Source organism: Hymenobacter latericoloratus, from assembly GCF_014199535.1.
GTDB classification, from domain to species: Bacteria; Bacteroidota; Bacteroidia; order Cytophagales; family Hymenobacteraceae; genus Hymenobacter; species Hymenobacter latericoloratus.
Genome location: NZ_JACHNV010000001.1, coordinates 836,445 through 863,176, shown reverse-complemented (window position 1 = coordinate 863,176; position 26,732 = coordinate 836,445). Strand labels below are relative to the sequence as shown.

At 60.7% G+C, this 26,732-nt stretch carries 22 protein-coding genes; 14 read left to right on the top strand and 8 right to left on the bottom strand.

Annotated features, from left to right (window positions below):
* Nucleotides 1-70: 70 nt before the first annotated feature.
* Genes GGU46_RS03855 through GGU46_RS03845 form a run of 3 tightly spaced genes read left to right on the top strand, consistent with a single transcriptional unit; the run spans nt 71 to nt 5,136 of the window.
* A complete protein-coding gene (locus GGU46_RS03855; RefSeq protein ID WP_183402220.1) occupies nt 71-3,724 on the top strand; it encodes a hybrid sensor histidine kinase/response regulator in 3,654 nt (1,217 codons plus the stop codon).
* Nucleotides 3,725-3,765: 41 nt separating this feature from the next.
* Nucleotides 3,766-4,494, top strand: coding sequence for a LytR/AlgR family response regulator transcription factor (locus GGU46_RS03850; RefSeq protein ID WP_183402219.1), 729 nt, complete (start codon nt 3,766-3,768; stop codon nt 4,492-4,494).
* 30 nt (nt 4,495-4,524) lie between these two features.
* Nucleotides 4,525-5,136 carry a PKD domain-containing protein gene (locus GGU46_RS03845; RefSeq protein WP_183402218.1) on the top strand — a complete coding sequence of 204 codons (612 nt, stop codon included), beginning with the start codon at nt 4,525-4,527 and terminating at the stop codon, nt 5,134-5,136.
* Nucleotides 5,137-5,283: 147 nt separating this feature from the next.
* On the opposite strand, the gene GGU46_RS03840 is transcribed toward GGU46_RS03845, so the two are convergent.
* Nucleotides 5,284-6,795, bottom strand: coding sequence for a hypothetical protein (locus GGU46_RS03840; RefSeq protein ID WP_183402217.1), 1,512 nt, complete (start codon nt 6,793-6,795; stop codon nt 5,284-5,286).
* Between the two features lie 397 nt (nt 6,796-7,192).
* Here GGU46_RS03840 and GGU46_RS03835 point away from each other — a divergent pair, with 397 nt between their 5' ends.
* The 4 genes from GGU46_RS03835 (at nt 7,193) to GGU46_RS03820 (ending at nt 11,254) form a co-directional block, all read left to right on the top strand.
* Nucleotides 7,193-7,417 (top strand): hypothetical protein, encoded by a 225-nt coding sequence (locus tag GGU46_RS03835; protein WP_183402216.1) that lies wholly within the window; start codon nt 7,193-7,195, stop codon nt 7,415-7,417.
* 76 nt (nt 7,418-7,493) lie between these two features.
* Nucleotides 7,494-9,236 carry an ABC transporter substrate-binding protein gene (locus tag GGU46_RS03830; protein ID WP_183402215.1) on the top strand — a complete coding sequence of 581 codons (1,743 nt, stop codon included), beginning with the start codon at nt 7,494-7,496 and terminating at the stop codon, nt 9,234-9,236.
* A 6-nt stretch (nt 9,237-9,242) separates the two neighbouring features.
* Complete coding sequence (locus GGU46_RS03825) at nt 9,243-10,286, top strand: ABC transporter permease (RefSeq protein WP_183402214.1); 1,044 nt, start codon at nt 9,243-9,245, stop codon at nt 10,284-10,286.
* On the top strand, nt 10,283-11,254 hold the full coding sequence (locus GGU46_RS03820) for an ABC transporter permease (protein ID WP_183402213.1): 972 nt from the start codon (nt 10,283-10,285) through the stop codon (nt 11,252-11,254). Before GGU46_RS03825 ends, GGU46_RS03820 begins: the two co-directional genes overlap by 4 nt.
* A gap of 595 nt (nt 11,255-11,849) precedes the next feature.
* Here the strand turns inward: GGU46_RS03820 and GGU46_RS03815 are convergent.
* From GGU46_RS03815 to hemC, 3 genes are all read right to left on the bottom strand, one after another.
* Nucleotides 11,850-12,758 (bottom strand): SDR family oxidoreductase, encoded by a 909-nt coding sequence (locus GGU46_RS03815; RefSeq protein ID WP_183402212.1) that lies wholly within the window; start codon nt 12,756-12,758, stop codon nt 11,850-11,852.
* Between the two features lie 36 nt (nt 12,759-12,794).
* The gene (locus GGU46_RS03810; protein ID WP_183402211.1) at nt 12,795-13,439 is read right to left on the bottom strand and encodes a peptidylprolyl isomerase; all 645 of its coding nucleotides are present in this window, start codon (nt 13,437-13,439) and stop codon (nt 12,795-12,797) included.
* Nucleotides 13,440-13,662: 223 nt separating this feature from the next.
* Nucleotides 13,663-14,604, bottom strand: a complete 942-nt coding sequence (hemC, locus tag GGU46_RS03805; RefSeq protein ID WP_183402210.1) for a hydroxymethylbilane synthase — start codon at nt 14,602-14,604, stop codon at nt 13,663-13,665.
* Here hemC and GGU46_RS03800 point away from each other — a divergent pair.
* Entirely contained in the window at nt 14,591-14,791 is a 201-nt protein-coding gene (locus GGU46_RS03800) for a hypothetical protein (RefSeq protein ID WP_183402209.1), read from the top strand. The genes hemC and GGU46_RS03800 overlap by 14 nt on opposite strands.
* Nucleotides 14,792-14,853: 62 nt before the next feature.
* On the opposite strand, the gene GGU46_RS03795 is transcribed toward GGU46_RS03800, so the two are convergent.
* The 3 genes from GGU46_RS03795 to GGU46_RS03785 all read right to left on the bottom strand — a co-directional run bounded on the left by GGU46_RS03795 (nt 14,854) and on the right by GGU46_RS03785 (nt 17,736).
* Nucleotides 14,854-15,990, bottom strand: coding sequence for a DNA polymerase III subunit (locus GGU46_RS03795; RefSeq protein ID WP_183402208.1), 1,137 nt, complete (start codon nt 15,988-15,990; stop codon nt 14,854-14,856).
* A gap of 105 nt (nt 15,991-16,095) precedes the next feature.
* The gene (locus tag GGU46_RS03790; RefSeq protein WP_183402207.1) at nt 16,096-17,304 is read right to left on the bottom strand and encodes a GlmU family protein; all 1,209 of its coding nucleotides are present in this window, start codon (nt 17,302-17,304) and stop codon (nt 16,096-16,098) included.
* 183 nt (nt 17,305-17,487) lie between these two features.
* Entirely contained in the window at nt 17,488-17,736 is a 249-nt protein-coding gene (locus tag GGU46_RS03785) for a type B 50S ribosomal protein L31 (RefSeq protein WP_139925799.1), read from the bottom strand.
* A 506-nt stretch (nt 17,737-18,242) separates the two neighbouring features.
* Here GGU46_RS03785 and rdgB point away from each other — a divergent pair.
* From rdgB to secDF, 5 genes are all read left to right on the top strand, one after another.
* Nucleotides 18,243-18,830, top strand: a complete 588-nt coding sequence (gene rdgB, locus GGU46_RS03780; RefSeq protein ID WP_183402206.1) for an RdgB/HAM1 family non-canonical purine NTP pyrophosphatase — start codon at nt 18,243-18,245, stop codon at nt 18,828-18,830.
* A gap of 300 nt (nt 18,831-19,130) precedes the next feature.
* On the top strand, nt 19,131-19,763 hold the full coding sequence (locus GGU46_RS03775; RefSeq protein ID WP_183402205.1) for a uridine kinase family protein: 633 nt from the start codon (nt 19,131-19,133) through the stop codon (nt 19,761-19,763).
* Nucleotides 19,764-19,780: 17 nt separating this feature from the next.
* The gene (locus GGU46_RS03770; RefSeq protein WP_183402204.1) at nt 19,781-20,239 is read left to right on the top strand and encodes a DUF4268 domain-containing protein; all 459 of its coding nucleotides are present in this window, start codon (nt 19,781-19,783) and stop codon (nt 20,237-20,239) included.
* Between the two features lie 249 nt (nt 20,240-20,488).
* The gene (locus GGU46_RS03765; protein ID WP_183402203.1) at nt 20,489-20,857 is read left to right on the top strand and encodes a hypothetical protein; all 369 of its coding nucleotides are present in this window, start codon (nt 20,489-20,491) and stop codon (nt 20,855-20,857) included.
* 165 nt (nt 20,858-21,022) lie between these two features.
* Nucleotides 21,023-24,007 carry a protein translocase subunit SecDF gene (gene secDF / locus GGU46_RS03760; RefSeq protein WP_183402202.1) on the top strand — a complete coding sequence of 995 codons (2,985 nt, stop codon included), beginning with the start codon at nt 21,023-21,025 and terminating at the stop codon, nt 24,005-24,007.
* A 435-nt stretch (nt 24,008-24,442) separates the two neighbouring features.
* Here secDF and GGU46_RS03755 read toward each other — a convergent pair whose 3' ends face one another.
* Nucleotides 24,443-25,075: a NifU family protein gene (locus tag GGU46_RS03755; RefSeq protein WP_139925793.1), complete on the bottom strand. Its 633-nt coding sequence runs from the start codon at nt 25,073-25,075 to the stop codon at nt 24,443-24,445.
* Nucleotides 25,076-25,337: 262 nt separating this feature from the next.
* Here GGU46_RS03755 and GGU46_RS03750 point away from each other — a divergent pair, with 262 nt between their 5' ends.
* Complete coding sequence (locus GGU46_RS03750; protein ID WP_183402201.1) at nt 25,338-26,714, top strand: sodium:proton antiporter; 1,377 nt, start codon at nt 25,338-25,340, stop codon at nt 26,712-26,714.
* The last annotated feature ends 18 nt before the right edge of the window (nt 26,715-26,732 follow it).

The window sequence follows — 26,732 nt, the reverse complement described above, 5'->3', positions numbered from 1 at the left end:
GCGTCTGGACGCAGGCGTCCACCGAGGAAGCCGGGCCGGCCAGGCCGGCCGCAGTATCTTGCCCCTCGTGATGCGCCGCGTACTGCTTCTTCTGCTCTTTTTTACCCACGTTGCCACGGCTCAACTGCGCCCGAGTCAGCGGTTCCTGAAGCAGTTCGGGGCGGCCGAGGGGCTGCCCCAGCCGTTCATCTACGCCCTGGCCCAGGACCGCGCCGGCTACCTCTGGATTGGCACCGCCGAAGGTCTGGTGCGCTTCGATGGTACGGAGTTCGTCACGTTTACTACGAAAGAGGGGTTGGCCGAGAACTTCGTGACCAAGCTATACGTGCACCCACGCACCGGTCAGCCGTGGGTAGGGCACTACCAGGGCGGCGTGTCCCGCTGGACCGGACGGCGGTTTCAACGGCTGACACCAGCTGAGGCGGCAACTGCTCCCCTGCGCCCACACACCGGCATACTGCCGCCCGATACTGCGTTCAGAGAGTACGGAAAGTCTCCTTCCACCATAGTTGAGCCACCCGGTTTTGAACCGTCTTTTAACTTGCAGCACTTACTGCCGTCGGGCACTGTAGTGCAATGCGTATTGCCCGACCGGGAGCATAACCTCTGGATTGGCACCGCCGGCCAGGGCCTGTGGCGCTGGTCAGACCGGCAGGTAACGTTTTTTCCCGCATCATCTCCTGAGCTGACCTCGTTGGGCAGCAACGCGGCTGGCCTTGGCGGATTGTCCGATGGCTATTTCGCCATTCTGGGCCGGGGGGCGAAAGCAGGTTCTGCGGTTAGGCGGCTCACGGAACGCCTGCCTTACGCCCCCACCGTGCTGCTGCCCTCTTTTACCCAACGAGCAGAGCGAGTTTTCAAGAAACGCCTCAGAAAACCGGCACCTTTCACCATCTGGGCCGGCACCACCGGACACGGCCTCTGGCAGGTGGAGGAGCAGGTTGCCCAGAACAAGCTGGCCCACCCGCGCCTGGTTCGGCGGGTGCCCGCCAACCTGGCGGTAACCGCCCTAACTCAGCATCCCAACGGCGACTTGTGGGTAGGCACGGCCCTGGATGGGGTTTACCGCTTACCGGCCGACTCCACCCGGCCAGCCCAGCACTTCACCACGGCCAATGGCTTACTGCATAATACCATTTATGCGCTTACGGCTGATACTACCGGGGCCGTCTGGATTGGCACTCACGATACCGGGCTGGCTGTATGGCGTAACGGCCGGTTCTACTATCACCGTTTTGCGGAGGGCGGCATCGATGTTTCGGCCCTACTGACGGACGATGCGGGCCGCGTCTGGATTGGAACAGAAGGCCGGGGCGTACTCTGTTACACCAACGGCCGGTTTCAGACGTACAGCACCCCCCAAGGCCTGGCTTCCCCGTATTGCTATGCCTTGCTACCCGTACGCTGGGGCACTAGTTACCACGGCGGCTATAACAATGATCCGCGACGGGAAAGGATAGTCGTAGTTCACCGCAACGCTGTCAGTTTTGCCGATTCCGGCGGGCGTTTTGCGCCCGCTACCCTCCCCGACAACCCCCTGGTGCGCGACCTGCTACCCCAGGCCGCTGCAGCCTGGGACGACTATTGCCTCTGGCTTAAAACCCGTACGGGCCTGCTGCGCCTGCGTACCGATGAGCCGGACCTGTTACCAACCGCGGCCGCACCTCAGCCGGCTTTGCTGCTCAGCGAGGTAGATGGGGCCGCCCGCCCGCCGCACCAGCTGGGCGAGCTGTCGGCCACCCGGCACCGGGTCAGTTTCCGGTTTCGGGGCGTCAGCCTGCTGCCGGGCCGGGCCGGTATGCAGTACCAATACCGCCTGCGGGGCTATCAGGAGGAATGGAGCACCCCCACTATCGTGGGCGAGGCGCAGTTTCCGCGGCTGGATGCCGGCCAGTATATATTCGAGGTTCGCGCCCGGTTAGGGGAACACGGCCCCTGGTCGGAGCCCGTGGCTACTTCGTTCAGCATTGCTACCCCTTTCTGGCGCACCGGGTGGTTTGCCGCCCTGGGCCTGCTGACAGCCGGAGCGGGCGTTTGGGCCGTGGTGCGGGGTAGGGAGCTGACCCTGCGCCGCCAGAAGCTGCAGCTGGAAACCACCGTGCGCGAGCGAACCGCCGAGCTGCGCCAGCAAAAAGCCGAAATAGAGCAGATCAACGCCGATTTGCGCGTGGCCCGGGATGCGGCGGAGGCTTCGCGCCGGGCCAAGGCACAGTTTCTGGCCAACATGAGCCACGAAATCCGCACGCCCATGAATGCGGTTATCGGCCTGACCCACCTGCTGCGCAATACCCCCGTGAGCAGCGAGCAAGGCGAATACCTGGAGGCCATTCAGTCCTCGTCGCAGAATCTGCTGGTCATCATCAACGATATTCTGGACTCCTCGAAAATGGAGGCCGGCAAACTGACGTTGGAACAGGCGCCCTTCCGCCTGCCGGAGTTGGTGGAGCGGGTAAGCCGCCTGTTTGCCTTCGCCACGGAAGCCAAAGGCCTGCGCTTGCGCACCGAGGTAGCCCCGGAGGTCCCGGCCGCCATCTTCGGCGACTCGGTGCGGCTGAATCAGGTGCTGGTAAATCTTGTCGGCAACGCCGTGAAGTTCACCACACGGGGAGAAATTGGGCTGCGCGTAGCAGTGGTACCCGATGCGGAGCTGCCCCGCCTCCGCTTTGCCGTGCAGGATACCGGCATCGGCATTGCTGCCAGTAAGCTGGAGGCCATTTTCGAGGACTTCTCCCAGGCCAATGCCAGCACTACCCGGCAGTTTGGCGGTACGGGCCTGGGCCTGAGCATTGCCCGGAACCTGGTGCACCTGCACGGGGGCCGCATGTGGGTAGAAAGCACGGAAGGCCAGGGCTCTACCTTCTGGTTTGAAATTCCCTGCCTGCCCGCCGATGAGGCCAGCGTCCGGCCCGAAACGGCTGCTTTCCTGGCTCCCTTCGAGCCTGCCCTGCAGGTGCTGGTGGCCGAAGACAACGACCTGAACCAGCTGGTGGCCCGCAAAACCCTAGAAGCCTGGAACGTGCGGGTAACCATTGCCGCCAACGGCCGTCTGGCCGTGGAGGCCGCTCAGCAGCAGCCTTTTGATGCGGTGCTGCTTGACGTACAGATGCCCGAAATGGATGGGTATGAGGCTGCCCGCCAGCTGCGCCTGCTGTTTCCGGACAGTAGGCGCCTACCCCTCATCGGCCTGACGGCCTCGGCCCTGCCCGAAGACCGCGCCCTGGCCCTGCAAGCCGGCATGAACGATACCCTGGCCAAGCCGTTTGACCCGGCCGTGCTCTATGCCCGCCTGGCGTATTTCACGGGCCGGACCCCGGCTCCGCAGCCGCCCGCGGCGCCAAGCCCGCCGGAGGTGGCCCCGACGCCCGCTTCCCCCGGCCCCCTACCCCCGCAGCCCGACTGGAGCCTACTGGAAGAGTTGGCGAGCGGCAACGAAAGCTTCGTGCAGCAGATTGTCCGGACGTTTCTGACGCAGGCGCCCCTGCTGGCTGCTCAGCTGCTGAGCGCCACCTCGGGGGCCGAGCTGGCGGCGGTAGCTCATAAGCTGAAAGGGCAGGTAGCGTATTTTGGGGTGGAGCCTCTCACGCAGCAGCTGGAACAGCTGGAGCAGGAGGGCCGGCGCGGAAGTTTGCCCGCTGCGCTGGCTCCGCAGCTGGCACTTATGCAGCAGCAGCTCACCGGCTTATATCCTCTGCTACGGCTGCGGCTGCCGCACACTCCGGCGTAAAACTATAGGCTTTTTTCGGGTTGACCTGTACCTTTGACGTTATGGCTGAAACTGCTCCCCCCCTGCGCTGCCTAGTTGTTGATGATGACCCGTTGGCCCTGCAGATTGTTGAAAACTGCGTAGCCAGCACGCCTTTCCTGGTGCACGCCGGCAGCTGCGACAGTGCCATTGCCGCCGCCGAAGTGCTGCGCACCCAGCCCATCGACCTGCTGTTTCTGGACGTGGAAATGCCCCTAATGTCGGGATTGGATTTGCTGCGCACCCTGCAGCACCCGCCGCTCGTCATCCTGATTACCAGCAGCAAGAGCTACGCCGTAGAAGCCTTCGAGCATGAGGTACTGGACTACGTGGTAAAACCCATCAGCTACGCCCGCTTTCTGCAGGCCGCCCAGAAAGCTCTTGCCGCTTCCGAAGCACGCCTCAACCCGGCGCTTGATACGATTGAGGCGCCGACCAACACGCAATTCACCTTCGTAAAGGTAGATAGCAAGCTGGTAAAGGTTCTGTTTGATGAGGTGCGCTACGTGGAGGCCCTCGGCGACTACGTGCACATTGTTACGGCTAAGAGCAAGCTGATTGTGTACAGCACCATGCGGGCTGTGGAGGAGAAATTCCCGGCTTCCTTGTTCGTGCGGGTGCACCGCTCTTTCATCGTTAATCTGAAGCGGGTACAAACCATTGAGGACAACACCGTTATTCTCGACGACAAGCACATTCCAATTGGCCAAACCTACCAGCGTGAGGTATTCCAGCGGCTCAACCGGTTCTGATTTCCATCTTCTTACTCTATTCCATTAAGCGTGCGGTTCTTTTTCTCCGGCCTGCTAGCTCTGAGCTGCGGGCTGCTGGTGGCCCCGGCCGCCTACGCCCAGGAGGCCGGCGATACGCTGAGCGTTGTTTGTCCGCTGCCCCGGGTGGTGGAGCTGTGCGTGGAGCTGGATGCCCGCCGCGCCGTGGACCCCGGCGCCGGAGCCCTCTCATTTCGCTGGCACATGGGCGACGGCACGCAGCTCACCGGCCCTACCGTGTTGCACTGCTACCAGGAGCGCAAGCTCTATACCGTACAACTCGATGTGGTGGAGGATGCCACCGGTGAGGTGCGGCGCGCCGAAAAGCTGATTCCGGTTGACTTCACTCAGGAAATCGTCCTCAATTTTCGCACTACCCCCACCGACACGGTGAAGGCAGGCCAGCCCGTCACCTTCGATGCGCTGGACTCACAACTGCCGCTTTGCGAAAACGTGGTGGTCCTCTGGGACTTCCGCGACGGATATGTAACCAACGGCCGCCGGGTGCAGCATACCTTCCGGCGCCCCGGCCAGTACCCCATCCGGATGAGCCTGCGCGGTAACGGCCCCGATGCCTGTCCTACCAGTCACTGCGTCAGCCGGACGGTAGTGGTAGTGCCTTAGCCAAGTAGGCTGGGCGCCTGGGAGGCTGGGCTACTCCAACTGCACCGGTGAAATCAGCCTTTCCTCCAAAGTAGGCTACCCCCATAAGCAACCGGAACCCTGCCGCCACGGTCTAGCCCCAGCCCGGCGGTAGTGGCCCGGGGTGTTTTATAGTACCCGGTTGCGGGTAGCGTGTTCCTCCGCCGATTGCTCGGCAGCCAACTGCCGCAGAATATTCAGGGTGAGCTGCCAGAGGTCCTCGTACGGGACAATTTCAATCTCGCCGTAGGCTTCGCCGGGTTGGGGGGCGGCCCGCAGCCGCTCCAGCAGGGGCGCTGCTTTTTTCTCGCAGGCCTCGGGGGCGAAGTTCTCTTTCACGGTCATCAGCAGCATGCGGAAGAAAAGCTGGCTGCGTAGCGTGGCGGGGTCGCGCAGGTGGCGCTGCTCGTACTTGCGCAGCCCTTCCAGGCGGGCCAGCAGCCCTTCTACATCTCGCCGCCGCAGAAAATACAGGAACTGCAGAATCAGGATGGCCACGTTGTACCCCTGCTTGTCGCGGCTGTAGTCGGGCACTTTCTGCACAAACTGGTTGAAGTGCCGCATTTTCAGCGGCGACTGTTCCGGCTGCACAAACTGAATGTAGGCCTCATACAGCTCCCAGCGCTGCTGGGCCGCCTCCCGCTGCTTGCGGTAGTATGGGTTTTTGCGCGCCTGCTGCAGCAGCTCCAGCGCCTGCTCGTATTGGCGGGCGTGCACGGCCAGCAGCAGATAGGTTTCGAGGTAGTAAAACCAGTTGCCGGAGGAATAATGAAAATCCTTGAAATATTCCTCGGCCAGTACTAAGCCCTTTTCGGCCTGTCGGCAGCGCAGGTGCGCGTACACGCTCATGTAGTTATTAAAGCGCTTGTCGAACCGTTTTTCGTTGATTTTGCCCTGTTTTCGGGCCTTTTCTGTTTCCGCCGTGATTTTGATAATCTCTTCGTAATTGCCCTCCAACTCCTCGCGGGAGAGCTTCGTTACATAGAGATAATAGAATGTGTTATAACTATTTACTTTCTTATGGAGCCGCTCCAGCTGCGCCAGGTACTCGGGCAGCTGCTTGATCAGAAACTGGCGCCACCGAACCTGATAGATTGAAAACATCTTCACTTCAAAGAATGTCTGCTCCGCCTCATCTTCCAGGGTCAAGCGTTCCTGCAGCTTGTTTAACTGCTGGTTCATGGCCTTGAAGCGGGCCGGGTTGCGCATTTCGGCGTAGAGGTTGCGCAGAATCCGGGTGCACATCACGGCGTACTGGGTCAGCTCCGCTTCTATGGCCACCATGGTGGCCTTCCGGTACAGCTTTTCGGCCAGCTTGTATTCTCCCTCCCCCGTAAGAATACGGGCTTGGTGCAGCAAGCCCAGGCAATGCTGCTCGTGTCGGCGAGCCACCACGTGCCGGACGTCGGTATGGTCCAGGAAGTACAAGTGATTCAGCAGTTTCTGCTGTACTCGGGACTTCAGCTGCCGGAATGCCGTCTGACTTTTCGGCTCGGTATTGCCATACAGTCCTTTGATGAGCTTACTCTGCGTGATGTTGGGCTCCTGCTCCAGCATCCGAACCAGTTGTAAGTCCTTATTAGTGGATTTGCGGGCCGAAAAGTCCAGAAAAGGCAGCACGGCCAGGCGCCTATCTGTCACAATTTTTACTAAAGTAGCTAATTCATCCATATCAAAATCCTGCTTTTAAGCTAATGAATAGGGTTGTGCAATATACAGGGTTATTTAAATGCATGTCACAAATTAAGTAGCTTAGGCCTTTACAGTTGCCAAGCTACAATCGTCATTTGTACCTAAGTTTTTGTGTTCTTTCGAAGATGCATATGTCACATTCGAAGATAAAATGACCAGCTAATACGCAAGGCGAATCCTTCGTATTGGCTTTATGAACGCCCAAAAGAAAAGTGAGCCTAGCCTTTTTGCCGGGAATATGCACTGAAAAGGACGTCACATTTACCCTTTCTCTGTCCTTTACGCCGCTCGGTTTGAAGCCCACATTTGTGTCAGTCAACCACTTGAACCACAAATACTCCAGACCATGTTTGAGCTTCTCCTTTTCGGCCTTCTCCAGCTTTCCAGCCTCACGTTCACGTCGGCTACGCCTGCCGCAGCCCCGAACGCTGCTACCACCCAAACTTCATCACTTGATGACCACGGCACCAGCGGTTGGGGCGAAGGCCACATTGCCGACCACGGCACCAGCGGCTGGGGCGAAGGCCACATTGATGACCACGGCACCAGCGGCTGGGGCGAAGGCCACTAGGCTCTGCACCGTACTCTACCTGCTGCTTGAAACGTGGTAACTTGCCCGGCCAAACGCCCCGCACGGTTACCTGGTCATGAAGCAAATACTTTTCGGTTTGGTTTTGTTGGTATGGGCGGGCCTGGGCCTCAGCGCCTGCTCGCCCACAACCACTGCCACCTCCGCCGAAACCATCCGCATCCGGTGGGCCCGGGACCCCGACAACCTGGATCCGCTGCTAGTGGATAACCCCAGCGCCTTTGAGGTAACCAACTTGTTGCACTGCAGCCTGCTGAAAGGCAATGAGGCCCAAAACCGGTTTGTGCCCTGGCTTGCCGAAGCCCAGCCAACCACCCGGCCCCTCGGCGATTCGCTGCTTTTGGTAACGTACCGCCTGCGTCCGCAGGCCACCTGGGACAACGGCTCCCCCGTGCTGGCCCGCGACGTAGCCTTCACCCTTAAGGTGATGAACTGCCCCGGCCTGCCCATTGAGCGCGACCAGGCCACTTTTGGGTTTATCCGGAATATTCAGCTTGACGCGCACGACCCACGGCAATTTACTTTGGTGTGCGCGGGCCAATCCGGGGACCGGGTTAGCATTTCCGGAGACTTTTCCATTCTGCCCGAGTACGTGCTGGACCCCCGCGGTACGCTGCGCACTGTACCGCTCCCGCAACTTGCCCTGCCCCGGTTCCAATCGGTTGCGCAGGCATTTGCGCGTCGGTACCAAGCGCTTAATCTGGCCCGCCATCCGGAGCGGCTGCCTGGCTGCGGCGCCTACACCCTCACGGCTTGGCAACCTGGCCGCTACCTCACGCTGCGGCGGAAAGCCCGCTGGTGGGCTGATAGCCTGCCGGCTCCTCCTCCCGAGCTGCAAGCCTTCCCGCCCCAGCTTACCTACCAAGTGATTCCGGATGCTACCACGGCTACTATGGCACTGCGCCGCGGCGAAATAGACTTGTACGCGCTTATGCCAGCTGCCGAATTTGCCCGGCTTCAACACGCCTCCCCCGATCAGACCAGCCTCCGCTTTTACACCACCAACTCCTACGAATTTCTGACGGCAAATTTCAATGTTCGTCGGCCGGCCCTGCGCGATGCCCTTACCCGGCAGGCATTAACTTATCTGTTTGACATTCCGGCCCTGATCCGGGCTACCCAGCAGGGCGCGGCCTCCCCCAGTGCAGGCCCCATCAGCCCACGGATTGCACGCTATTACAACGACAGCCTCCCGTTGCCCTCCTTCAGCCCCGCCCGCGCAGCAGCTTTGCTGCGCCAGGCCCGGTGGCAGCGGCAACCCGATGGCAGCTGGCAACGGCAGGGCGCACAGGCCACCACCGAGCGTCTGCAGCTAACTATCAGCTACCGGGCCGGGGAGCCAAGCTTTGAAACGGTAGCCTTGCAATTTAGAAGCGCGGCCCTAGCCTTGGGTATCCCGGTCCAGCTGCATCCCACGGAACAGTCGCTGCTGAGCCGGCAGTTGCGGGCCGGGGAGTATGATATGAACATCCGCCAGTTGGCCGGCAACCCCTTTTCGTATGATTTCACCTCCCTGCTGCACTCCCGAGGCATTGGCAACGGCAATACCACCGGCTTTTCGACGCCCCAGACTGACCGCCTGATTGAGGCTATCCCTCTGGCTACCAGCCCGGCAGAGAAAGCGCGGCTTTTGCGCAAGTTCCAGCGTGCCTTGGCTTACGAGCGTCCTTTTTCGGTGCTCTACTTCATGCGGTACCGCGTTGCCGCCTCGCGCCGCCTCGGCGTGGTACCGGTAATGGGGCTGGTTCCCGGCTACGAAGCCAGCCGCATCCGGCTGGAAAAGAAACCGACTACCCGTTAACGGCTTATGAAAGCTCCGACGGTGTGGCGCCATGTTGGCAGAAACCTGGTTACGGCCTGGCTGGTGCTGTCGGGCCTGTTTCTGCTTACGCGGGGCCTCACCGATGCTACCAGCTACCTGCAAACTGCCCTGGAGGCCGACAGCCGCATTCAGGCCGCCGAACGGAGTCAGCTGACCCGGCAGCTGCTGCACCGGGCCGGCCTCGATTTGCCGTTATTTTACATTTCTTTCGAACCAACCCAGGGCTGGCAGTGGGAGGGCACGGCTAATCAATACCATGCGTGGGCCGCTAATCTGCTGCAGGGTCGTTTGGGCACCTCTTACCGGAGTAGTGCTCCGGTTAGTGGCCTGCTCCTGGAAGCCCTGCGCTACACGTTGCCCCTGACGGTACTAGCCGCAGTGCTTAGCGCAATGGTCAGTGTGGGACTGGCTACCACCCTTAATGGGCGCTACCCCGCCGGCCGGAGGGCCCTGCTCTACCTGCTCCACGCCTTGCAAGCCGCACCGCTGTTTCTGCTGGCTACGGGTTTGCTTCTGCTATTCGCCAACCCTGATGTTCTGGCTTGGTTTCCCGCTTTTGGCTTGGGCTTAGAGGAAGAATCTGCTACCTGGTGGCAGGCACCGGGCCGCCTACTATATCATCTGGCCCTCCCGGTTGGCAGTTTGGTTTTGATGAGCGCACCCGCTCTGACTATTCAGCTGGATGCGGCCTTGCAACACGAGCTACGACAGCCCTACGTAGCCACGGCCCGGGCCAAGGGCGCTGCACCAAGCCAAGTTGTGTGGCGACATGCCCTGCGCAATGCCCTGCTGCCCACCATTACGCTGCTAACGGAGCTGCTGCCCAACCTGGTGGCTGGGGCCGTGGTGGTGGAAGTGCTGTTCGCGTTGCCCGGTATGGGCCGCTTACTCGCGGAGGCCGCGGCTACCCAGGATTATCCCGTGCTACTGGGTGGCGTAACGCTGGTGGTGCTGGCCCGGGTGGTGGCCCAACTGCTGGCCGATGCCCTGTACCTACGCACGGACCCACGCATCAGGCTGCAGGCATGAAACGGCAACGTCGCTCTCGCCGCAACTGGCCCCGGGTTCTGGCCTTCGGGTGGCTGACTGGGGTAGCAAGCGCAGCCCTGCTGGCCCCCTCTTCTCTGCTGGCCCCCGATTTATTGCATACCAACCAGCCTCCTTTTCTGCCGTCTCATTGGCTGGGCACCGATCCGCAAGGCCAGGATGTGGCCCGGGCTCTGGTGCAAGGCGCCCGCACGATTCTGCTGGTTAGCCTTCCGGCGGCAATCCTTACGCTCCTGCTGGGAGCCGGGCTTGGGAGCATAGCCGGGTTTTGGGGCAATACCCGGCTGCGCTTAACCCGCAGTGTGGGGGTAGCAGGCGCGGCTTTGGTGCTGAGTGCCCTGCTGTTCGCCGCGCCGTTGCTTGCCCGGGGCGTAGTAGGAGGTATCGGGCTCTTGGCCGCCGCGGCCCTGTTGGGGTGGGTGCTACATCGTACCGTCTGGGGCCGACGCCCCTGGGCCCTGCCCGCCGACGCCCTGGTAGCGGGCCTGATAGTGCTGCTTGACTCCGTGCCGTTACTGATTCTGGTGCTGCTGGTGGCAGCCGTTCAGCGGCCCTCCGCAGGCGGACTGGTGCTGCTGATGGCCCTGACCTGCTGGACTACACCGGCCCGCCTGATGCGGGCTGCTACCCTGCAGGCCCGCGGGCACACCTACGTGGAAGCCGCCCGCGTAGCTGGCCTCTCCGACTGGCAACTGTTGCGGTGGCACATCTGGCCCGTAACCTGGCCCGTGGTGCTGGTTCGTTTTCCGCTCACGGTATCCCTGCTCATCGGTCTGGAAACGACGCTATCATTTTTGGGCGTGGGGCTGCCCCCCGATACGCCCAGCTGGGGGCGCCTGCTCGCAGGTATTCGTCAAAGTCCAACGGCCTGGTGGCTGCTGGTCTGGCCCGGCGTCACACTGCTTCTCACCATTCTAAGCCTACAGTACCTCAGTCGCCGAAAAATGTAGTGCCGCCCGCACACGCTGATGTCACAAATTCTGCCATTTATGACCACTGCTATTGACAACATCGGCGGCAGCTATTCTCACAAGATTTTCATTATCAATCTTCCATCTACCTATCTGCTTTAACGAAACTATCCAACTCATTAAATCAGCCCTATTCTATAGCCTAATTATACAAGTCACAATATTGGCCAAAGTGTCCTTTACAAGCCCTTATTCGGGCCCTAATATTGACATGTGGAACAGCTAGAACGCTACTCACAAGCAGTGTTGTACTTCCTCAGCTCTTTGTATTCCTGCCGTGATTCCCGCTACGTGCCAACGCGCCGGCGGATTGCCGAAAGACGAACGGTCTTCCGCGCTTAACGTCAGAGGTACCCGATTTTCCTCTGCTACTAGTGGCCAACAAAGATGCTTTCCCAGGTGGCTTTATTTGAAATACAGTACGAAGCCCGGCAGCTGCTCGTCGCCTGCTTCGCTACTAATAGGTTGTTGCAATAGGTGTGTGAAAATCCCGCGGGCGTTGCCTGTGGGTTTTTTGCGTTTTAAGGGGTAGCCCCATCTACCCGGCACAGGCCGCCCAGCCCAAACCGGCTTCTTAAACCGACGCCTCCGTCTGGCGGGCCAGTAGGGCAATGCCTTCGGTGAAGGAGCGCGGCTGATACCCTAGCTGCTGCTGAGCTTTGTGAATGAGAAAGCCCGTGCGGGCCGGGCGGCGGGCCGGCTGGGTGAAGGTGCTAGCATCCACCCGTTCAATCAAGCGACTATCCAGCTGAAAGAAAGCCGCTGTTTGCAGCGCCATCTGGTACGGGGTAAGCAGCTCCTGGCCGCTGAGGTGGTAAATGCCCGTGGCGTTGTGGCGGGCGGCCAGCCAGCAGCCCAGAGCCAGGTCCTCGGCCAGGGTAGGCGTACGATACTGGTCATCCACTACTTTAATAGGCTTGCCGGCCCGCAGGGAGTCGCGGACCCAGAGCACGAGGTTGGTCCGGCCGTACTCGTGGGCCACCCCGTACACGAGCACAGTGCGCAGAATAGCCCAGGGCGCGCGGCACTGCTGTACCAGTTGCTCGGCGGCCAGCTTGCTTTCCCCGTAGAAATTTACGGGCCCCGGCGCGGCATCTTCCGCCAGCGGGCCTTCTTCCCCACTGAAAATAAAATCGGTGCTGACGTGTAGCAGGTGCACCTGGTGTTGCTCACAGGCTTCTACCAAATGCTGCACTGCCGTTACGTTGTGTTGCCAGCACGCGGCCTGCTGCAGCTCACACTCGTCCACATTGGTCATGGCGGCGGTGTGCAGCAGGTGGGTTGGTTTCTCCGCGGCCACCACGCGCTGCGCCTGGGCCCGGTCAGTCACATCCAGGGCCACAAAGCGCACGGCCGGCAACAGCCCGGCCAGTTTGTTCGGCCCGCGGGAGGTAGCCACCAGCTCCAGACCGGGCTGCCGCTGCAGCAATTCCACTACTTTCTGCCCTAACAAGCCATTAGAGCCTGTAACCAGTATTTTCATGCGCGAAAAAAAGCTATCCACCGGATTAATAGCCGGTTACTGATACTGGTAACCGTAGAGCTCGGTAATCTTTTTCTTCTTGAGCTTTTCCACTTTCACCGTCATGGGGATGTTGGTAACCGGGCGGTTACGCTCGGCGGTGGGCTGCTGAGCAATCTTATCCACCACTTCCTGGCCGCTGATAACCTGCCCGAACACGGTGTACTGTCCGTTCAGGTGTGGGGTGCCTTGGGGATTCTGAACGATGTAGAACTGGGAAGCGCTGCTTTGGCGCTGCGGATTGATAAAATCGGGGGTGCGGGCCGCGGCTACCGCCCCGCGCTTGTGGGTAAATTCCGGCAGAATTTCGGCCGGAATCATCTTTTCATCCGAGGCACCGGCGCCGTCGTTGGCGGGGTCAGCGTCCTTGGAATTGGGGTCGCCACCCTGAATCATGAAGTTCGGAATGACGCGGTGAAAGGTAGTACCAGTATAGAAGCCACTCTGCGCCAGCTTCAGGAAATTGGCTTTGTGCAAGGGGGTCTTATCAAACAGAATCAGCCGGATATCACCCTGGGGCGTGCTGATGGTCACTACCTCATCTTTCCTGCTTTTGCGAGGCTTTTTGGCCGCGTGCACTATCGGTGTTGCCAGCCCAACAACCAAGCCCACCAGCAGGGTATAGCGAAAGAAGAGTTTCATAGCGGAAGCAGAGGGAAAGAGTGTGGAGAGCGAAAGTAAACAGTTTCGCGGAGGGTAGCACACCGTGGCGGCAAGAGGTGGCGGGAGCGAGGCCACCGGAACCGGGCTCTTATGGTTCGGTGGCCGGCAGCGCCTGCGTCAGCGGGAGCCCGGTCTCGCGCCGGAACCAAAAGAGCCGCCAGACAGCAGCTCTTGGGGGGTACACCGGGGGTAGGAAATGAGGTTAGGCCTCGTGGCGGACGCGGCGAATGTCATCCAGAATCTGCCGGCCGCCGCGAGCCAGCACGCTTTCTGCCAGGCGGGTACCCAGGACCTCTGCTTCGGTAGCGGCGGCCGTGTGGGTTTCCTCAATAAGCTCCTGCCCGTCGAGGCTGATGAGGCCGCCGTGCAGCTGCACCGTTTGCCCATCGGCGGAAAGCGAGGCCAGGGCGAAGGAAGGGATGCTGCAGCCGCCTTCCATCGTGCGCAGGAAAGCCCGCTCGGCGGCCAGGCAAACGTGGGTAGCCGGGTGGTCGAGAATGCGGCGCAACTCCTCTTTCAGGGCGGGCTCCAGGCTGCGGGCGCACTCAATGGCTACGCTGCCCTGGCCGGTGGCGGGCACGTACTGGGTTTCGGGCAACACGTGGCGAATCAGACCGTCGTACTCCATGCGGTGGACCCCGGCGTAAGCCAGCACCAGGGCATGATACTGGCCTTCCTCGAGCTTACGCAAGCGGGTTTGAAGGTTGCCGCGCGCTTCGGCGGTAGTGGCGTGGGGCAAAAAGCGGCGCAGCATGGCTTTGCGGCGGGTGCTGCTGGTGCCCAGCACCAGGTCGGGGCGCTGCAGGTCGAGGTTGGGGTCGAAGCTGACCACCACGTCATTTACCCGCTCCCGCTGCATAAAGGCCAGCAGCTCCAGGTCGGCCGGAATAGTGCTCTGCACATCCTTGGCGCTGTGCACGGCAATATCCACGTAGCCCGTGCGCAGGCCTTCCTCCAGCTCTTCCGTGAACACGCCCTTCGCCCCAATCTTGTCCAGGGAGCGGTCCAGCACTACGTCGCCTTTGGTGGTAATAATGACGATTTCGGGGGCGAGACCGGCGGCGGTAAGCTGGCCGGCTACGTGGTTGGCTTGCCACAGCGCCAGCTTGCTGCCGCGGGTACCTATGCGAATGGAAGTCTTCAAAGCAGAATCAGCTAGTTCAGAATATACGGCCCATCTCGTTTCTTTGCGCAGCGCGGCAACGGCCGGTGAGGTATTTTACTTCCAGCCGCAACAACTGGCGGAAACCGGAAGCCTCCTTGCAAAGATACAGCTACTGATGACCGGGGCACTGGCTATAGCTGTTTTAGCGCAAGCTATAGCATTTTAGCAAAACGTATTTTGTTGGTTTGCTGCGCGTAGAAGCTGTTTTCGGAGCTATAGGCAGCCCACTTAAGCAGCCCGTAGCAGTTCGGCTACCCGCAGGGAAGTGTCCACGAATACCATGCGGGGGTTGGCATTGCGCTCTACATGGTAGTGGGCCTCGTTGATTTCCTGCGTAAGCGGCCCGGCATTGCGCGGCGTCACGAAGCGGCTGAAGCCCTGCACGAACTGCTGCTCCTGGGCAGGCAGGTGGGGCACCAAGTGCGGATCGAGGCCGAACAGGAGCACCTTGCGCAGCAAGGTGAGAGCGTACTGCAGAAACTCCTTCTGGTTTTCGCGGCCCAGCTTCTGAAACTCATCGGCTTTTTCCAGCATTTCGGCCACCTTGTTGCCGTAGCAGGTGCGCATCCACTTGGCAAATAGCTCAAAATAGTCGGCGTCGGCCGTAGCGGCAGCCTGCGCCGCCAGCGCCGCACCAACGTTGCCCTCGGTTAGCTGGGCCAGCTGGCGGGCTTTCACTTCCGGTACCTGCCGCTCGTCGCGCAGCCAGGCAGTCAGCTCTTCCTCGGAGAGGGAGCGTACTACTACCGGCTGCACCCGGCTGATAATGGTGGGGAGCAGTTGCTGCGGGGCGTGGCTCACCAGCAGAAACACGGTGGCGGGCGGGGGCTCTTCCAGCAGCTTCAGCACGGCATTGGCCGCCGAGGGGTGCATCAGCTCCGGCTGCCAGATGATAACCAGCTTAAACCGGGCTTCGAACGCCTTCAGCGACACCAGTTTGAGCAGCTGCAGACTTTCTTCCTTGGAAATACTACCCTGCTTGTTTTCGGCCCCGATGTGCTGCATCCAGTCGTTGAGGCCCTGGTAGGGGTTTTCCAGCACGAAGGTCCGCCACTCGGCCGCAAACTTGCTGCTGATGGCGTCCTTGGTTACGGCCTTGGTGGTGGTAACGGGCAGGATGAAGTTGAGGTCGGGGTGAATCAGCTTGTCGATTTTCTGACAGCTGGGGCAGCTTCCGCAGGAATCCTCGGCTTCCGGCGTGCGGTTTTCGCAGTTCAGGTAGGTAGCATACGCCAGGGCCAGGGCCAGCGCCGCCGAGCCCTCCGCCCCCCGAAACAGCTGAGCGTGGGCCACATGGTTACGCCGCACGCTCCCCACTAGAAGCTGCTTCACCTGCTGCTGACCCGGAATCTCAGAAAAACGCATGTTGTATCAGTTGTTAGTGGTCAGTCACCAGTGGTCAGTTATTGGGGATCAGCAACCTCTAATTTTTCAGCACAAACTGGCAACTGACCACTGGCAACCGGCAACTCATTTCGCTTGCTCCCACACCCGGTCTTTGGCCGTGGCCTCGTACACGTGTTGCATGATGGCCTGCTCAGTGGCATCGTACACTAGCTGGCGGCGGGCCATGACGCGCTCGGCTACCTCAGCTACTTTCGGCAGCTTGAAGGTTTCGAAACCGGCGGCTCCGCCCCAGCTGAAGCTCGGGATAAACGTGCGCGGGAAACCGGCCCCGAAGATGTTGGCCCCTACCCCCACTACCGTACCCGTATTGAACATGGTATTGATGCCGCACTTGCTATGGTCGCCCATCATCAGCCCGCAGAACTGCTGGCCCGTGTTCACGAAGCGGCCCGCCGAGTGGCTCCAGATTTTTACCGGGGCGTAGTTATTCTTCAGGTTGGAGGTGTTGGTATCGGCCCCCAGGTTGCACCACTCCCCGATGACGGAGTTGCCGAGGTAGCCGTCGTGGCCCTTGTTGCTGTAGCCCAGCAGAATGCTGTTACCCACTTCGCCGCCTACCTTGGAATAAGGGCCTACGGTATTGTCGCCGCGCATTTTGGCCCCGGCGTTGATGTGGCTGCCCTCGCACAAGGCCAGCGGTCCGCTGATAATGGCGCCCTCGTGTACCTGGGAGTTTTTACCAAGGTAAATCGGACCGTTCTCGGCGTTGAGAATGGCCGCCCGGATTTTCACGCCCGGCTCAATGAAGATGTTTTCCGGCGCGTACACAATGGTATGCGCGTCGCCCACCGGGGCCGACTCCCTACCCCGGGTCAGCAGGTCAAAGTCGCGGCGGATTTCGGCGCCGTTGCGCAGAAACAGATGCCACACTTCCTTGATGGCTGTTACGGGCTCGGCTACGTCGCGGGTTTTCTGGAAGCCATCCTGAATCAGCTCCGCTACCTGGGTAGCATCGGCCAGGTGAGCTGCTACCAGCATGTCTTCATCAAACAGGGCCTCGCCGGGCGCCAGAGCCTGCACCTGCTGGGCCAACAGGTCGTCGGGGCAAATGGCGCCGTTGATGACCAGCGCGGGTCCCTGGGTGTTGCCAGCGGGGTACTTGGCCTGCAGGTAGCTTTCCGTGAGGTAGCCCACCTGAGTGGCTTTTAGCCGGTGCTGCCACTTCTCCGCCAGCGTCAGAATGCCGCAGCGGAGGGCTGCTACCGGCCGGGTAAACGTAAATGGCAGCAGGTGGGGCCGAATGGCCGGGTCATCGAAGAGCAGAATATGCATGGGAGGAAAATCAGGATGAGAGCTGCGGCCGGTTTGGCCGCGGCCAGGGGGTAGGCGCTGGGGCGGGCACCCCTACCGTACTACAAAGAAAAACTCCTGCCGGCGAATGCCAGCAGGAGCTTCGAGGAAAAAGTCGTTTCGAGGGGCGGCGCAACCATGCGGTTCGCTGCCTGCCCGCCGGAATTACTTCTTCTTGTTGTAGCGGTTCATGAACTTCTCTACGCGGCCAGCCGTGTCGAGCAGTACGTTTTTGCCGGTGTAGAAGGGGTGCGACTCCGAGCTAACTTCCACCTTAATTACGGGGTAAGTTTTGCCGTCTTCCATCGTGATGGTCTCGCTGGAGTTCATCGTCGAGCGGGTCACGAATTTGAAGCCGCTGGAGGTATCCTGGAATACCACTTCGCGGTACTCGGGGTGGATGTCTTTTTTCATGGTCGTAGTGCCGTTTGTACCTTGTTGCCTGCCGATTTTGCGGAAGGGACTGCAAAAGTACACGTTGGGTCCGGATTTCAAAAGCTATTTTTCTGTTCCAGGGGGCGTAGCAGAAGCTTAACACCGGGGCCGAGGCGTTTCCGCCGGGCTTCTATTATACTTACCACATCTTAGCTCCTAGTTACTGCCTTATGATTCGTGTATCTGCTCTGTTAATGCTGCTGCTCCTTGGGGCGGCTCTGGCTTATGGCACCTCCACTGCCCTGCTGTCGGCACCAGCAGCGGCAGGTTCCTCCGCGCGCGCCGCGGGTGGCCCTGGCGCGCCGCTCCCGAATTTGGTGGCTCGCTCCTGGACTACCGTTAAATTGATGTTTCGGTGAGCTGCCGGGGCCGCGGCTTTCCGGCCGGTAAACAAGACAAAACCGGCGCTGCCCGGTTTTTTTGTACCCTTCTGCTTCTGGTACTTTCTTCGCCCTGATTTTCTCCATCTATTCCTTCTCGCCCAGATGCGCCTTTGCTTTGCCTCGAACAATGCCCACAAGCTGGATGAAATCCGGCCCCTGCTGCCCGCCTCCGTGGAGCTGCTGAGCCTGGCCGATATTGGCTGCCAGCAGGAGCTACCCGAAACCCAGGACACCCTGGAAGGCAACGCCCGCCAGAAGGCCCAATACGTGTGGGACCATTATGGGGTGGCTTGCTTCGCCGATGATACCGGCCTGGAAGTGGCCGCCCTCCACGGGGAGCCCGGCGTGTACTCGGCCCGCTACGCCGGCCCCCAGCGCTCTGCCTCCGACAATGTAGCCAAGCTGCTGCGGGAGCTGCAGGGCCAGCCCAACCGCTCGGCTCAGTTCCGGACGGTAGTGGCGCTGGTGCTGCCCACCGGTGAGATACACGAGTTTGCGGGCGCGGTGGCTGGTGCGATTACCGAGGAGGTGCGCGGCCAGGATGGCTTCGGCTACGACCCCATCTTCCAACCCACGGAAGGCGACGGGCGCACCTTCGCCCAGATGAGCCTGGAGGAGAAGAACGCCATCAGCCACCGGGCCCGCGCCGTGGCCGGGCTGGTGCGCTATCTGAATGAAGTGGTGAAATGATGCGTTTATGCAGTTGTGAAACTGCCGTTCTGGCGGCCTGTCAGTAGTATCCCTACCCCTCCACCTTTCCTAAAGCCCCAGCGGCGGGGCGGCCCCCGTCGATGAACGGTTTGTGTCGCCCCGCTGGTTTCTACCGACATGTCGCCTCGCTGGGGCTACCCTCTCTGCGCCGCCAAAACGTCAAACTCAGCATTTCACCACTTCACAATTTCACCATTTCACCACCTCAGCGCCCTGGCCTCCGCTAGATTTCGTACTTTTGCAGGGTTGGCCCCGCCGGTACGGGCCTATTCCCCCCCCATGCAACACCCTTTCATCGTCGGAATTACGGGCGGCAGCGCCTCTGGCAAAACCACGTTTCTGCGCCGGCTGCTGGCCTCGTTTCCCGAAGAAGAAATCTGCCTGATTTCGCAGGACAACTACTACCACCCGCGGGAAGCCCAGCAGGTGGACGCCCAGGGCGTCACGAACTTCGACCTGCCCAGCAGCATTGACTCCCGCGCCTACGCCGCCGACGTGCTGCGCATCAGCCAGGGCCTGGAGGTGCGCCGCCAGGAGTACACCTTCAACAACCCTAACGTGGTGCCCGCCGAGCTGGTATTCCGGCCCGCGCCCATTGTGGTGGTAGAAGGCATCTTCGTGTTCTACTTCGAGGAAGTAGCCAAGCTGCTGGACCTGAAGGTGTACATCGATGCGCGGGAGCATGTAAAGCTGCAGCGCCGCATCGTGCGCGACCGGGACGAGCGGGGCTACGACCTGGAGGACGTGCTCTACCGCTACACCAACCACGTAGCGCCTACCTACGAAAAGTACATCAAGCCTTTCAAGCACGACGCCGACATTATCATCCCGAACAACCGCCACTTTGATAAGGGGCTGGATGTGCTGGTATCGTTTCTGCGCAGCAAGGTAGAAGCCGGCCGCACGGCTTAGTCATTTCCCTGTAAGCCATGTACGGTAAAGCCGAAGCTGCTCAGCTGCGCCAGGCCTTCTGGACCACGTTTGGCCAGTACATGGCCCCGGTACCCTCGGCCGAAGGCGAAACGATTAACTGGATTAACTACCGCACCGGCCTGAAGCATGTGCAGCTGCGCATGCGCACGGAGGGCCGCCGGGCCACCATCGGGCTGGAGCTGGTGCACCCCGACGCCGACATCCGGGCCCTGCACTTCGAGCAGCTGCAGGCCCTGAGCAACATGCTACCCCCCGTGCCCGGCCAAAGCTGGGACTGGCAGCCGGACGCCGAGGAAAACGGCCAGCCCATGAGCCGGGTGCAGCAGCAGCTCGACGGCGTCAGCCCCTTGAACCGTGAAGACTGGCCCGCCCTGATTTCGTTCTTCAAGCCCCGGCTGCTGGCTTTAGATGAGTTCTGGAGCCAGGCCCGCTACCCCCTGGAAGACCTCATGTAAATCACGAATTCAAGCGGGTTCAGCGAATTGCACGGATTTTTAGCCATCTGGCCCATCCATATCTGTACAGAAAAGCCTCACCTATTCGTGGGGCTTTTTCATTTGGGTTCAACCGTTTTGTCGGGGTAGGGCCTTTGGGCAGGCGCGGCAGAATCCGTGCAATCCGATGAATCCATCTAAATCCGTGATTCTGGGGCGTTGTCGTACCCACGGCAAAAAGCTATATTTGTAGCTCTTACCTAGAATACAGTGCTTTCCTTCACTCGCCTTTTAGCCCGCTTGCGCTTCGCCTGCATCACAGCAACCCTGCTGATGGTGCTGGGGCTGAACCACCAGGCGGTGGCCACGCTGCGGGTGTTGCCGGCTTCCGGCGCCACCCATGTAAGCGCCGGGCCTAGGGCAGCAGTAGTAAAGCAGCGAGTTACGCTGGAGGCCACCTCCCCGCTTGGGTTCTTCGTGGCCCCAGCCGCCGATGCCTGGTTTCCGCAGCCGCTGGAGCTTCCGGTTGCCCTGTGGCTTCCTGCCTGCCCCACGGGGCCGAACCCCTTGCCCAGCGCGGTGCCGGACTGGTTCCGGGTGCGGCTGCTGGTTGCCGCCCTCTCGCCCCAGGCTCCGTAGCGGCCGGGGCCGTTTTGTGCTAGTGTAGCTGACTGCTGGTGGCTCGTTGCTGATGCCGACGCCAGCGCCGCCGGGCCTCTGGTGCGGCCTGCTTTCTACTACCCCCACCCCGGCCCCCAACCTGCGCATCAGCCTTTCCCCACAGGATACTCAACAACTTATTTCATGCGCAATAAAGGACTTGTCATTACGCTGACCCTTCTCGTGTCAGCGTTGTGCATCTACTTCCTCTCGCTGACCCTAGTGTCGCGCGGAGTGCAGAAAGATGCAGCACGCTACGCTTCCCGTAGCGGCCAACTCAACGAAAAAGCTCGTCAGCACTACCTCGATTCCGTGTGGCGGGCGCCCGTGTTCGGGCCACTGACCTACAAAGACGTGCGCCAGTCGGAGCTGGGCCTGGGCCTGGATTTGAACGGCGGGATGCACGTAACCCTGGAGGTTTCGCCGGTGGAAATTGTGCGCGCCATGAGCGGCAACTCCAAAGATGCGGCCTTCAATAAAGCCATTGAGCAGGCGCAGGAACTGCGGAAAACCAACCCCTCCACGCCCTTCACTACTCTGTTTGCGCAGGCGTTCCGCGACGTAGCGCCCAACGACAAGCTGGCCCGCGTATTCGCCAACACCACCAACAAAAGCCGGGGCATCGATATCAACTCGACCAATGAGAAGGTAATCGGGGAAATCAACAAGGAAGTGGACGAAGCCATTGACCGCTCCTTTAACATTCTGCGCAGCCGCATCGATAAGTTCGGCACCAGCCAGCCCAGCATTCAGCGGGTGAAAGGCACGGGCCGCATTCAGATTGAGCTGCCCGGCGTAGATAACCCCGACCGGGTACGCAAGCTGGTACAGGGCCAGGCCAAGCTGGAGTTCTGGGAAGTATGGCGCCAGGATGAATTCGCGCCCTACCTCAACCAGCTCAACCAGGTGCTGAGCGCCAAGGAAACGGCCGCAGCCACCACGGCTGCCGCTACCCCCGCCACCGCCACCAACGATACCACGGCTACGGCCGCTGCCGCCACCGGCGACTCTACTTCCCTGGCCAGCCAGCTGGCCAAGAAAAACACCGCCACAGCCAAAGCCGACTCGGCCGCACCCCAGAAGAACGTACTGGGCAGCCTGTTCACGATGCCCGGTACGCTGGGCGCTAACATCCGCGACACGGCCCGGGTAAACGCCGTGCTGCGCAGCCCCGATACCCGCGCCGTACTGCCCTCCAACCTCACCTTTATGTGGGGCGTGAAGCCCGACGTAATTGACGGCCAGGAATACTTGCAGCTCTATGCCATCCGCAAGAGCCGCGAGGCCGAAGCTCCGATTGGCGGCGAAGTAATCAGCGACGCTCGCGGCGACTTCGACCAGATGAGCGGCCGCGCCGAAGTTTCGATGCAGATGAACCCCGGCGGGGCCCGCAAGTGGCAGCGCCTAACGGCGGCCAACATTGGCCGTCAGGTAGCTATTGTGCTTGATGATAACGTGTACTCGGCGCCGGTGGTGCAGGCCGAAATTGCCGGGGGCAACTCCAGCATCTCGGGCAACTTTACCATTGAAGAAGCGCAGGACCTGGCCAACATTCTGAAGGCCGGTAAGCTGCCCGCTCCTACCCGCATTGTGGAGGAAGCCATTGTAGGCCCCTCACTGGGTAAAGAAGCCACTAATCAGGGTCTGTACTCGACGCTGGCCGGTCTGGCCATCATCATGGTGTTCATGGCCGTGTACTACGGCCGTGCCGGCCTGGTAGCCGATGCCGCCTTGCTCTTCAACCTGTTCCTGATTATGGGTGTGCTGGCCCAGTTGTCCTTCGCGCTTACCCTGCCGGGTATTGCGGGCCTGCTGCTGGTTATTGCCGCCTCCGTGGATGCCAACGTACTGATATTCGAGCGGATTCGGGAAGAGCTGGACCACGGCCTCTCACCGACGGATGCCATCAACAAAGGCTACTCCCGCGCCGTATCGGCCATCTTCGACTCCAACGTAACCCAGCTGATCATTGCCGTTATTCTGGGCTTCTTCGGCACGGGTCCGGTCCAGAACTTCGCCATTACTCTCGGTATCGGCGTGTTTACCTCCTTCCTGTCGGCCGTGTACGTGTCGCGCCTCATTATTGAGCGCATGGTGAAGAACGGCAATACGACCCTGAGCTTCAGCACCGCGCTTTCGCACAATCTGTTCAAAGGCATCAACCTCGACATCGTGGGCAAGCGCAAAATTGCCTACGCGGCTTCGACCGTGTTTATCATCATCGGCTTCGTGCTGATGTACCTGCAGGGCGGCCCCAACCTGGGCGTTGACTTCCGCGGGGGCCGCGAGTACATTGTGAGCTTCAACCAGCCGATTGTGGCCTCTGACGTGCGCGACCTGCTCACGAACGACTACTTCGGAGGCGCGGGCACGGAGGTGAAAACCTTCGGGGCCGAAAGCCGCCTGCGCATCACCACCGGCTACCTGGCCGCTGATGAAAGCGCCGATGCCGATAACCAGGTAGAAGCGGCCATGTTCAAGGGACTTAACGCCAAGTACTCAGCCCTGAACCCCACCAAAGTAAGCTCCTCGAAGGTAGGCGCTACCATTGCCGACGACATTAAGCGGACCTCGGTGCTGAGCCTGGGCCTGACTCTGCTGGCCATCTTTGTGTACGTACTCTTCCGCTTCGAGAAGTGGCAGTACTCGATGGCGGCGGTAGTGGCTCTGTTCCACGATGCCCTGCTCGTTATTGCCTGCTTCCCGATTGCCCGCGCCTTCGGCCTGAACTACGAGATGGACCAGGTATTCGTGGCGGCTATCCTGACGACCATCGGCTTCTCGATGAACGACACCATCGTTATCTACGACCGAATCAGGGAATACCTGCGCGAGAACAAGCACCTCACGTTTGCCCAGGTAGTAAACCCGGCCCTGAACAGCACGTTCTCTCGCACCATGATTACCTTCACCACGGTATTCCTCGTGATGGTGGTACTCTATGTGTTCGGCGGTGAAACGCTCCGCTCGTTCTCCTTCGCCATGATTCTGGGTATCATCTTCGGTACCTACTCGTCGCTGTACATTGCCGCGCCGCTGATTCTGGACACCTACGGCCGCAAGGAAAAGGAGCGCCTGAATACGACTACCGACGCCGACGCTCCCAAATTGAGCACGGCTCAAATCTAAATCACGCATTTTTCGGATTGCACGGGTGCTTCTGGAAAGCGAAAGAGCCCGGCCATCAGGCCGGGCTCTTTTTTTGGCGTGGAGCTTTCTATTCAAGATCAGCCGGGAAGCTATTTAGGAGGGCTGGAAACGTTTGAACGTTGTGCGGAGATTTATCTTACACCCGGTCCCCTCCCCAAGGGAAAGGGGGGGGGGTAGATACCTTGGCAACGTCAGCACGCAAGATTCCTCGGCTGCGCTCGGAATGACGGTTACTTTCGCAACATCGGCACGCGAGATGGTCCGGCTGCGCCTCTGCATGACGTTCATTCGTTTTCAGACTTTCTTAGATAGACTCCTCAGAAACAAAAAGCCCGACCATTAGGCCGGGCTTTCTGTTTCGGAGGAATATCGGACGCCGGAACGAATCCGTGCAATCCGTCTAAATCCGTGATGTTAGAAGCTGGCGGTTACGCCTTCAGCTACTACCTCTTTCACTTCGGGAACCATGCGCTTGAGCAGGTTTTCGATGCCCGACTTTAAGGTGACGGTGGCCGAGGGGCAGCCGGAGCACGAGCCCTGCAGGTTCACGGTCACGATGCCTTCGTGGTAGCTCTTGAAGGTGATGTTGCCACCATCCTGCTCCACGGCGGGGCGCACGTAGTTATCGAGCAGATCAATGATTTTCTGGCTGGTCTGCTGATCGGCTTCCGAGGCGTCGCCGGTAGCGGCGGCCTGCTGGGCGGCGCGCTGCTCAGCAGCGGGGTCCACCGTGAAGATGGGGCCACCAGCTTCCACGTACGACTTCAGGAAGGTGCGCAGCTCCGGAATCAGCTGGGCCCACTGGTGCTCGGTGGTTTTGGTGATAGTCACGAAGTTCTGGGCGATAAACACACGGCCCACGTAATCGAAGTTAAATAACTCCTGGGCCAGCGGCGAGTTGGCAGCGGCTTCCAGGTTGGGGTAGTCCACGCTCACGCCCTCCGTCAGGAGCTGGGTGTTGAGCACGAACTTCATGGATTCGGGGTTGGGGCTGGCTTCGGCGTAAATAGAAACCGGCGCGGCGGGGGCAGTGAGTTGTTCAGCCATGTTTGAAAGACTTGGAGACAAGCGAAGGGAAAGTCGGCCGAACCAGTATCGGCCGGACCAGGTAAACCGCCGGAAGCGGCAATGGTTGCAAAGGTAACCGAATGTAGGAACAACCGGGACGCCAAGGAAGTGCACTTTCCGGATTTTTGGGTAGAGGCTACGGGCCCTTGTGGGGGTAGCCCGGGGGCGTTTCGGCCCTACCCCACCCGCCACCCCGAAGCGCAACCACCGACCGTTCCGGCTGGCATCCGTAGTTTTGAGCATGGCTTTTCCTACTCCGCTGCTTCTGATGGCCCCCGCCGCTGCCCCGGCGTGGCCGCTGCTGCTACCCTTCTTTGGCCTGCTGGGGCTGATTGCCACCGGGCCGCTGCTGTTCCCGAAGTTCTGGGAGAAGTGGTACGCGCACATTGCCGTAAGTCTGGGGCTGCTGATGCTGGGCTACTATGGGCTGGTCCGCCACGACTGGCACACGGCCGTGGAAACCCTGGCCGAATATTCCTCTTTTGTGGTGTTACTCACGGCGCTGTTTGTGGTGGGCGGCACGATGTACTTGAACCTCAACGTGCCGGGTACCCCGGGCCGCAACGTGGCGCTGCTGGCCGTGGGCGCGGTGCTGGCTTCCGTGGTGGGTACTACAGGCGCTTCCTTGGTGCTGATCCGGCCGTTTATCCGGCTCAACGATGCGCGCATTCGGCCTTACCACATCATCTTCTTTATCTTCATTGTGAGCAACGCGGGTGGCATGCTCACGCCCCTCGGCGACCCGCCCCTGTTTATCGGCTACCTGCGTGGGGTGCCATTTTTCTGGACCACCTGGCACCTGCTGGCCCCGTGGCTGCTGGCAAATAGCCTGTTGCTGCTGCTGTTCTGGCTCCTGGACCGCCGCACGGCCTACCCCGCGCCTCTTTCTAAAAGTGAGCAACGGCGCGCTCAATCAAAGAAAGGACTACCCCCCTTCGACTTCAACGGCCGCTACAACCTGCTCTGGCTGGCCCTGATACTGGGTGCCGTATTCCTGGACCCCACCCGCCTGCCCTGGTTGCCGTCGTTGCCCATAGCCGGGCTACACGTTTCGTTTGTGCGCGAAGCCATTCAGCTGCTGGCGGCCTGGGGGTGCTACCGCACGGCCAGCCCCAAAGCCCTGGCGGCTAACCATTTCCACTTCGAGCCTATTCTGGAGGTAGCGTTTCTGTTCTTCGGCATCTTCCTGACCATGATGCCGGCCCTGCAAACCGCCGCCCACGTAGCCGCCAATCCGGCCGTGGCTTCCCGCCTCACGCCTGCCGCGCTGTACTGGCTCACCGGCGTGCTGTCGGCCTTTCTCGACAACGCGCCCACCTACGCTTCCTTCCTGGGGCTGAGTCTGGCCGGTCATCAGCTGGATTTCGCGCAGGCTAGCGCCGTGCAGCAGTTTGCCACGGATACGGCCACCCTGCCGCTGCTGCGGGCTATTTCCAGCGGCGCGGTGCTGTTCGGGGCGCTTACCTACATCGGCAACGGACCTAATTTTCTGGTGCGCGCCATTGCCGAGAAAGAAGGCGTACCCATGCCTAGCTTCTTCGGCTACATCGGGCGCTACGCCCTGCCCTACCTGCTCCCGATACTGGGTATTGTGAGCGGGTGGCTGCTGTGGATGTAGCGGCGGATGAGCTAGGCC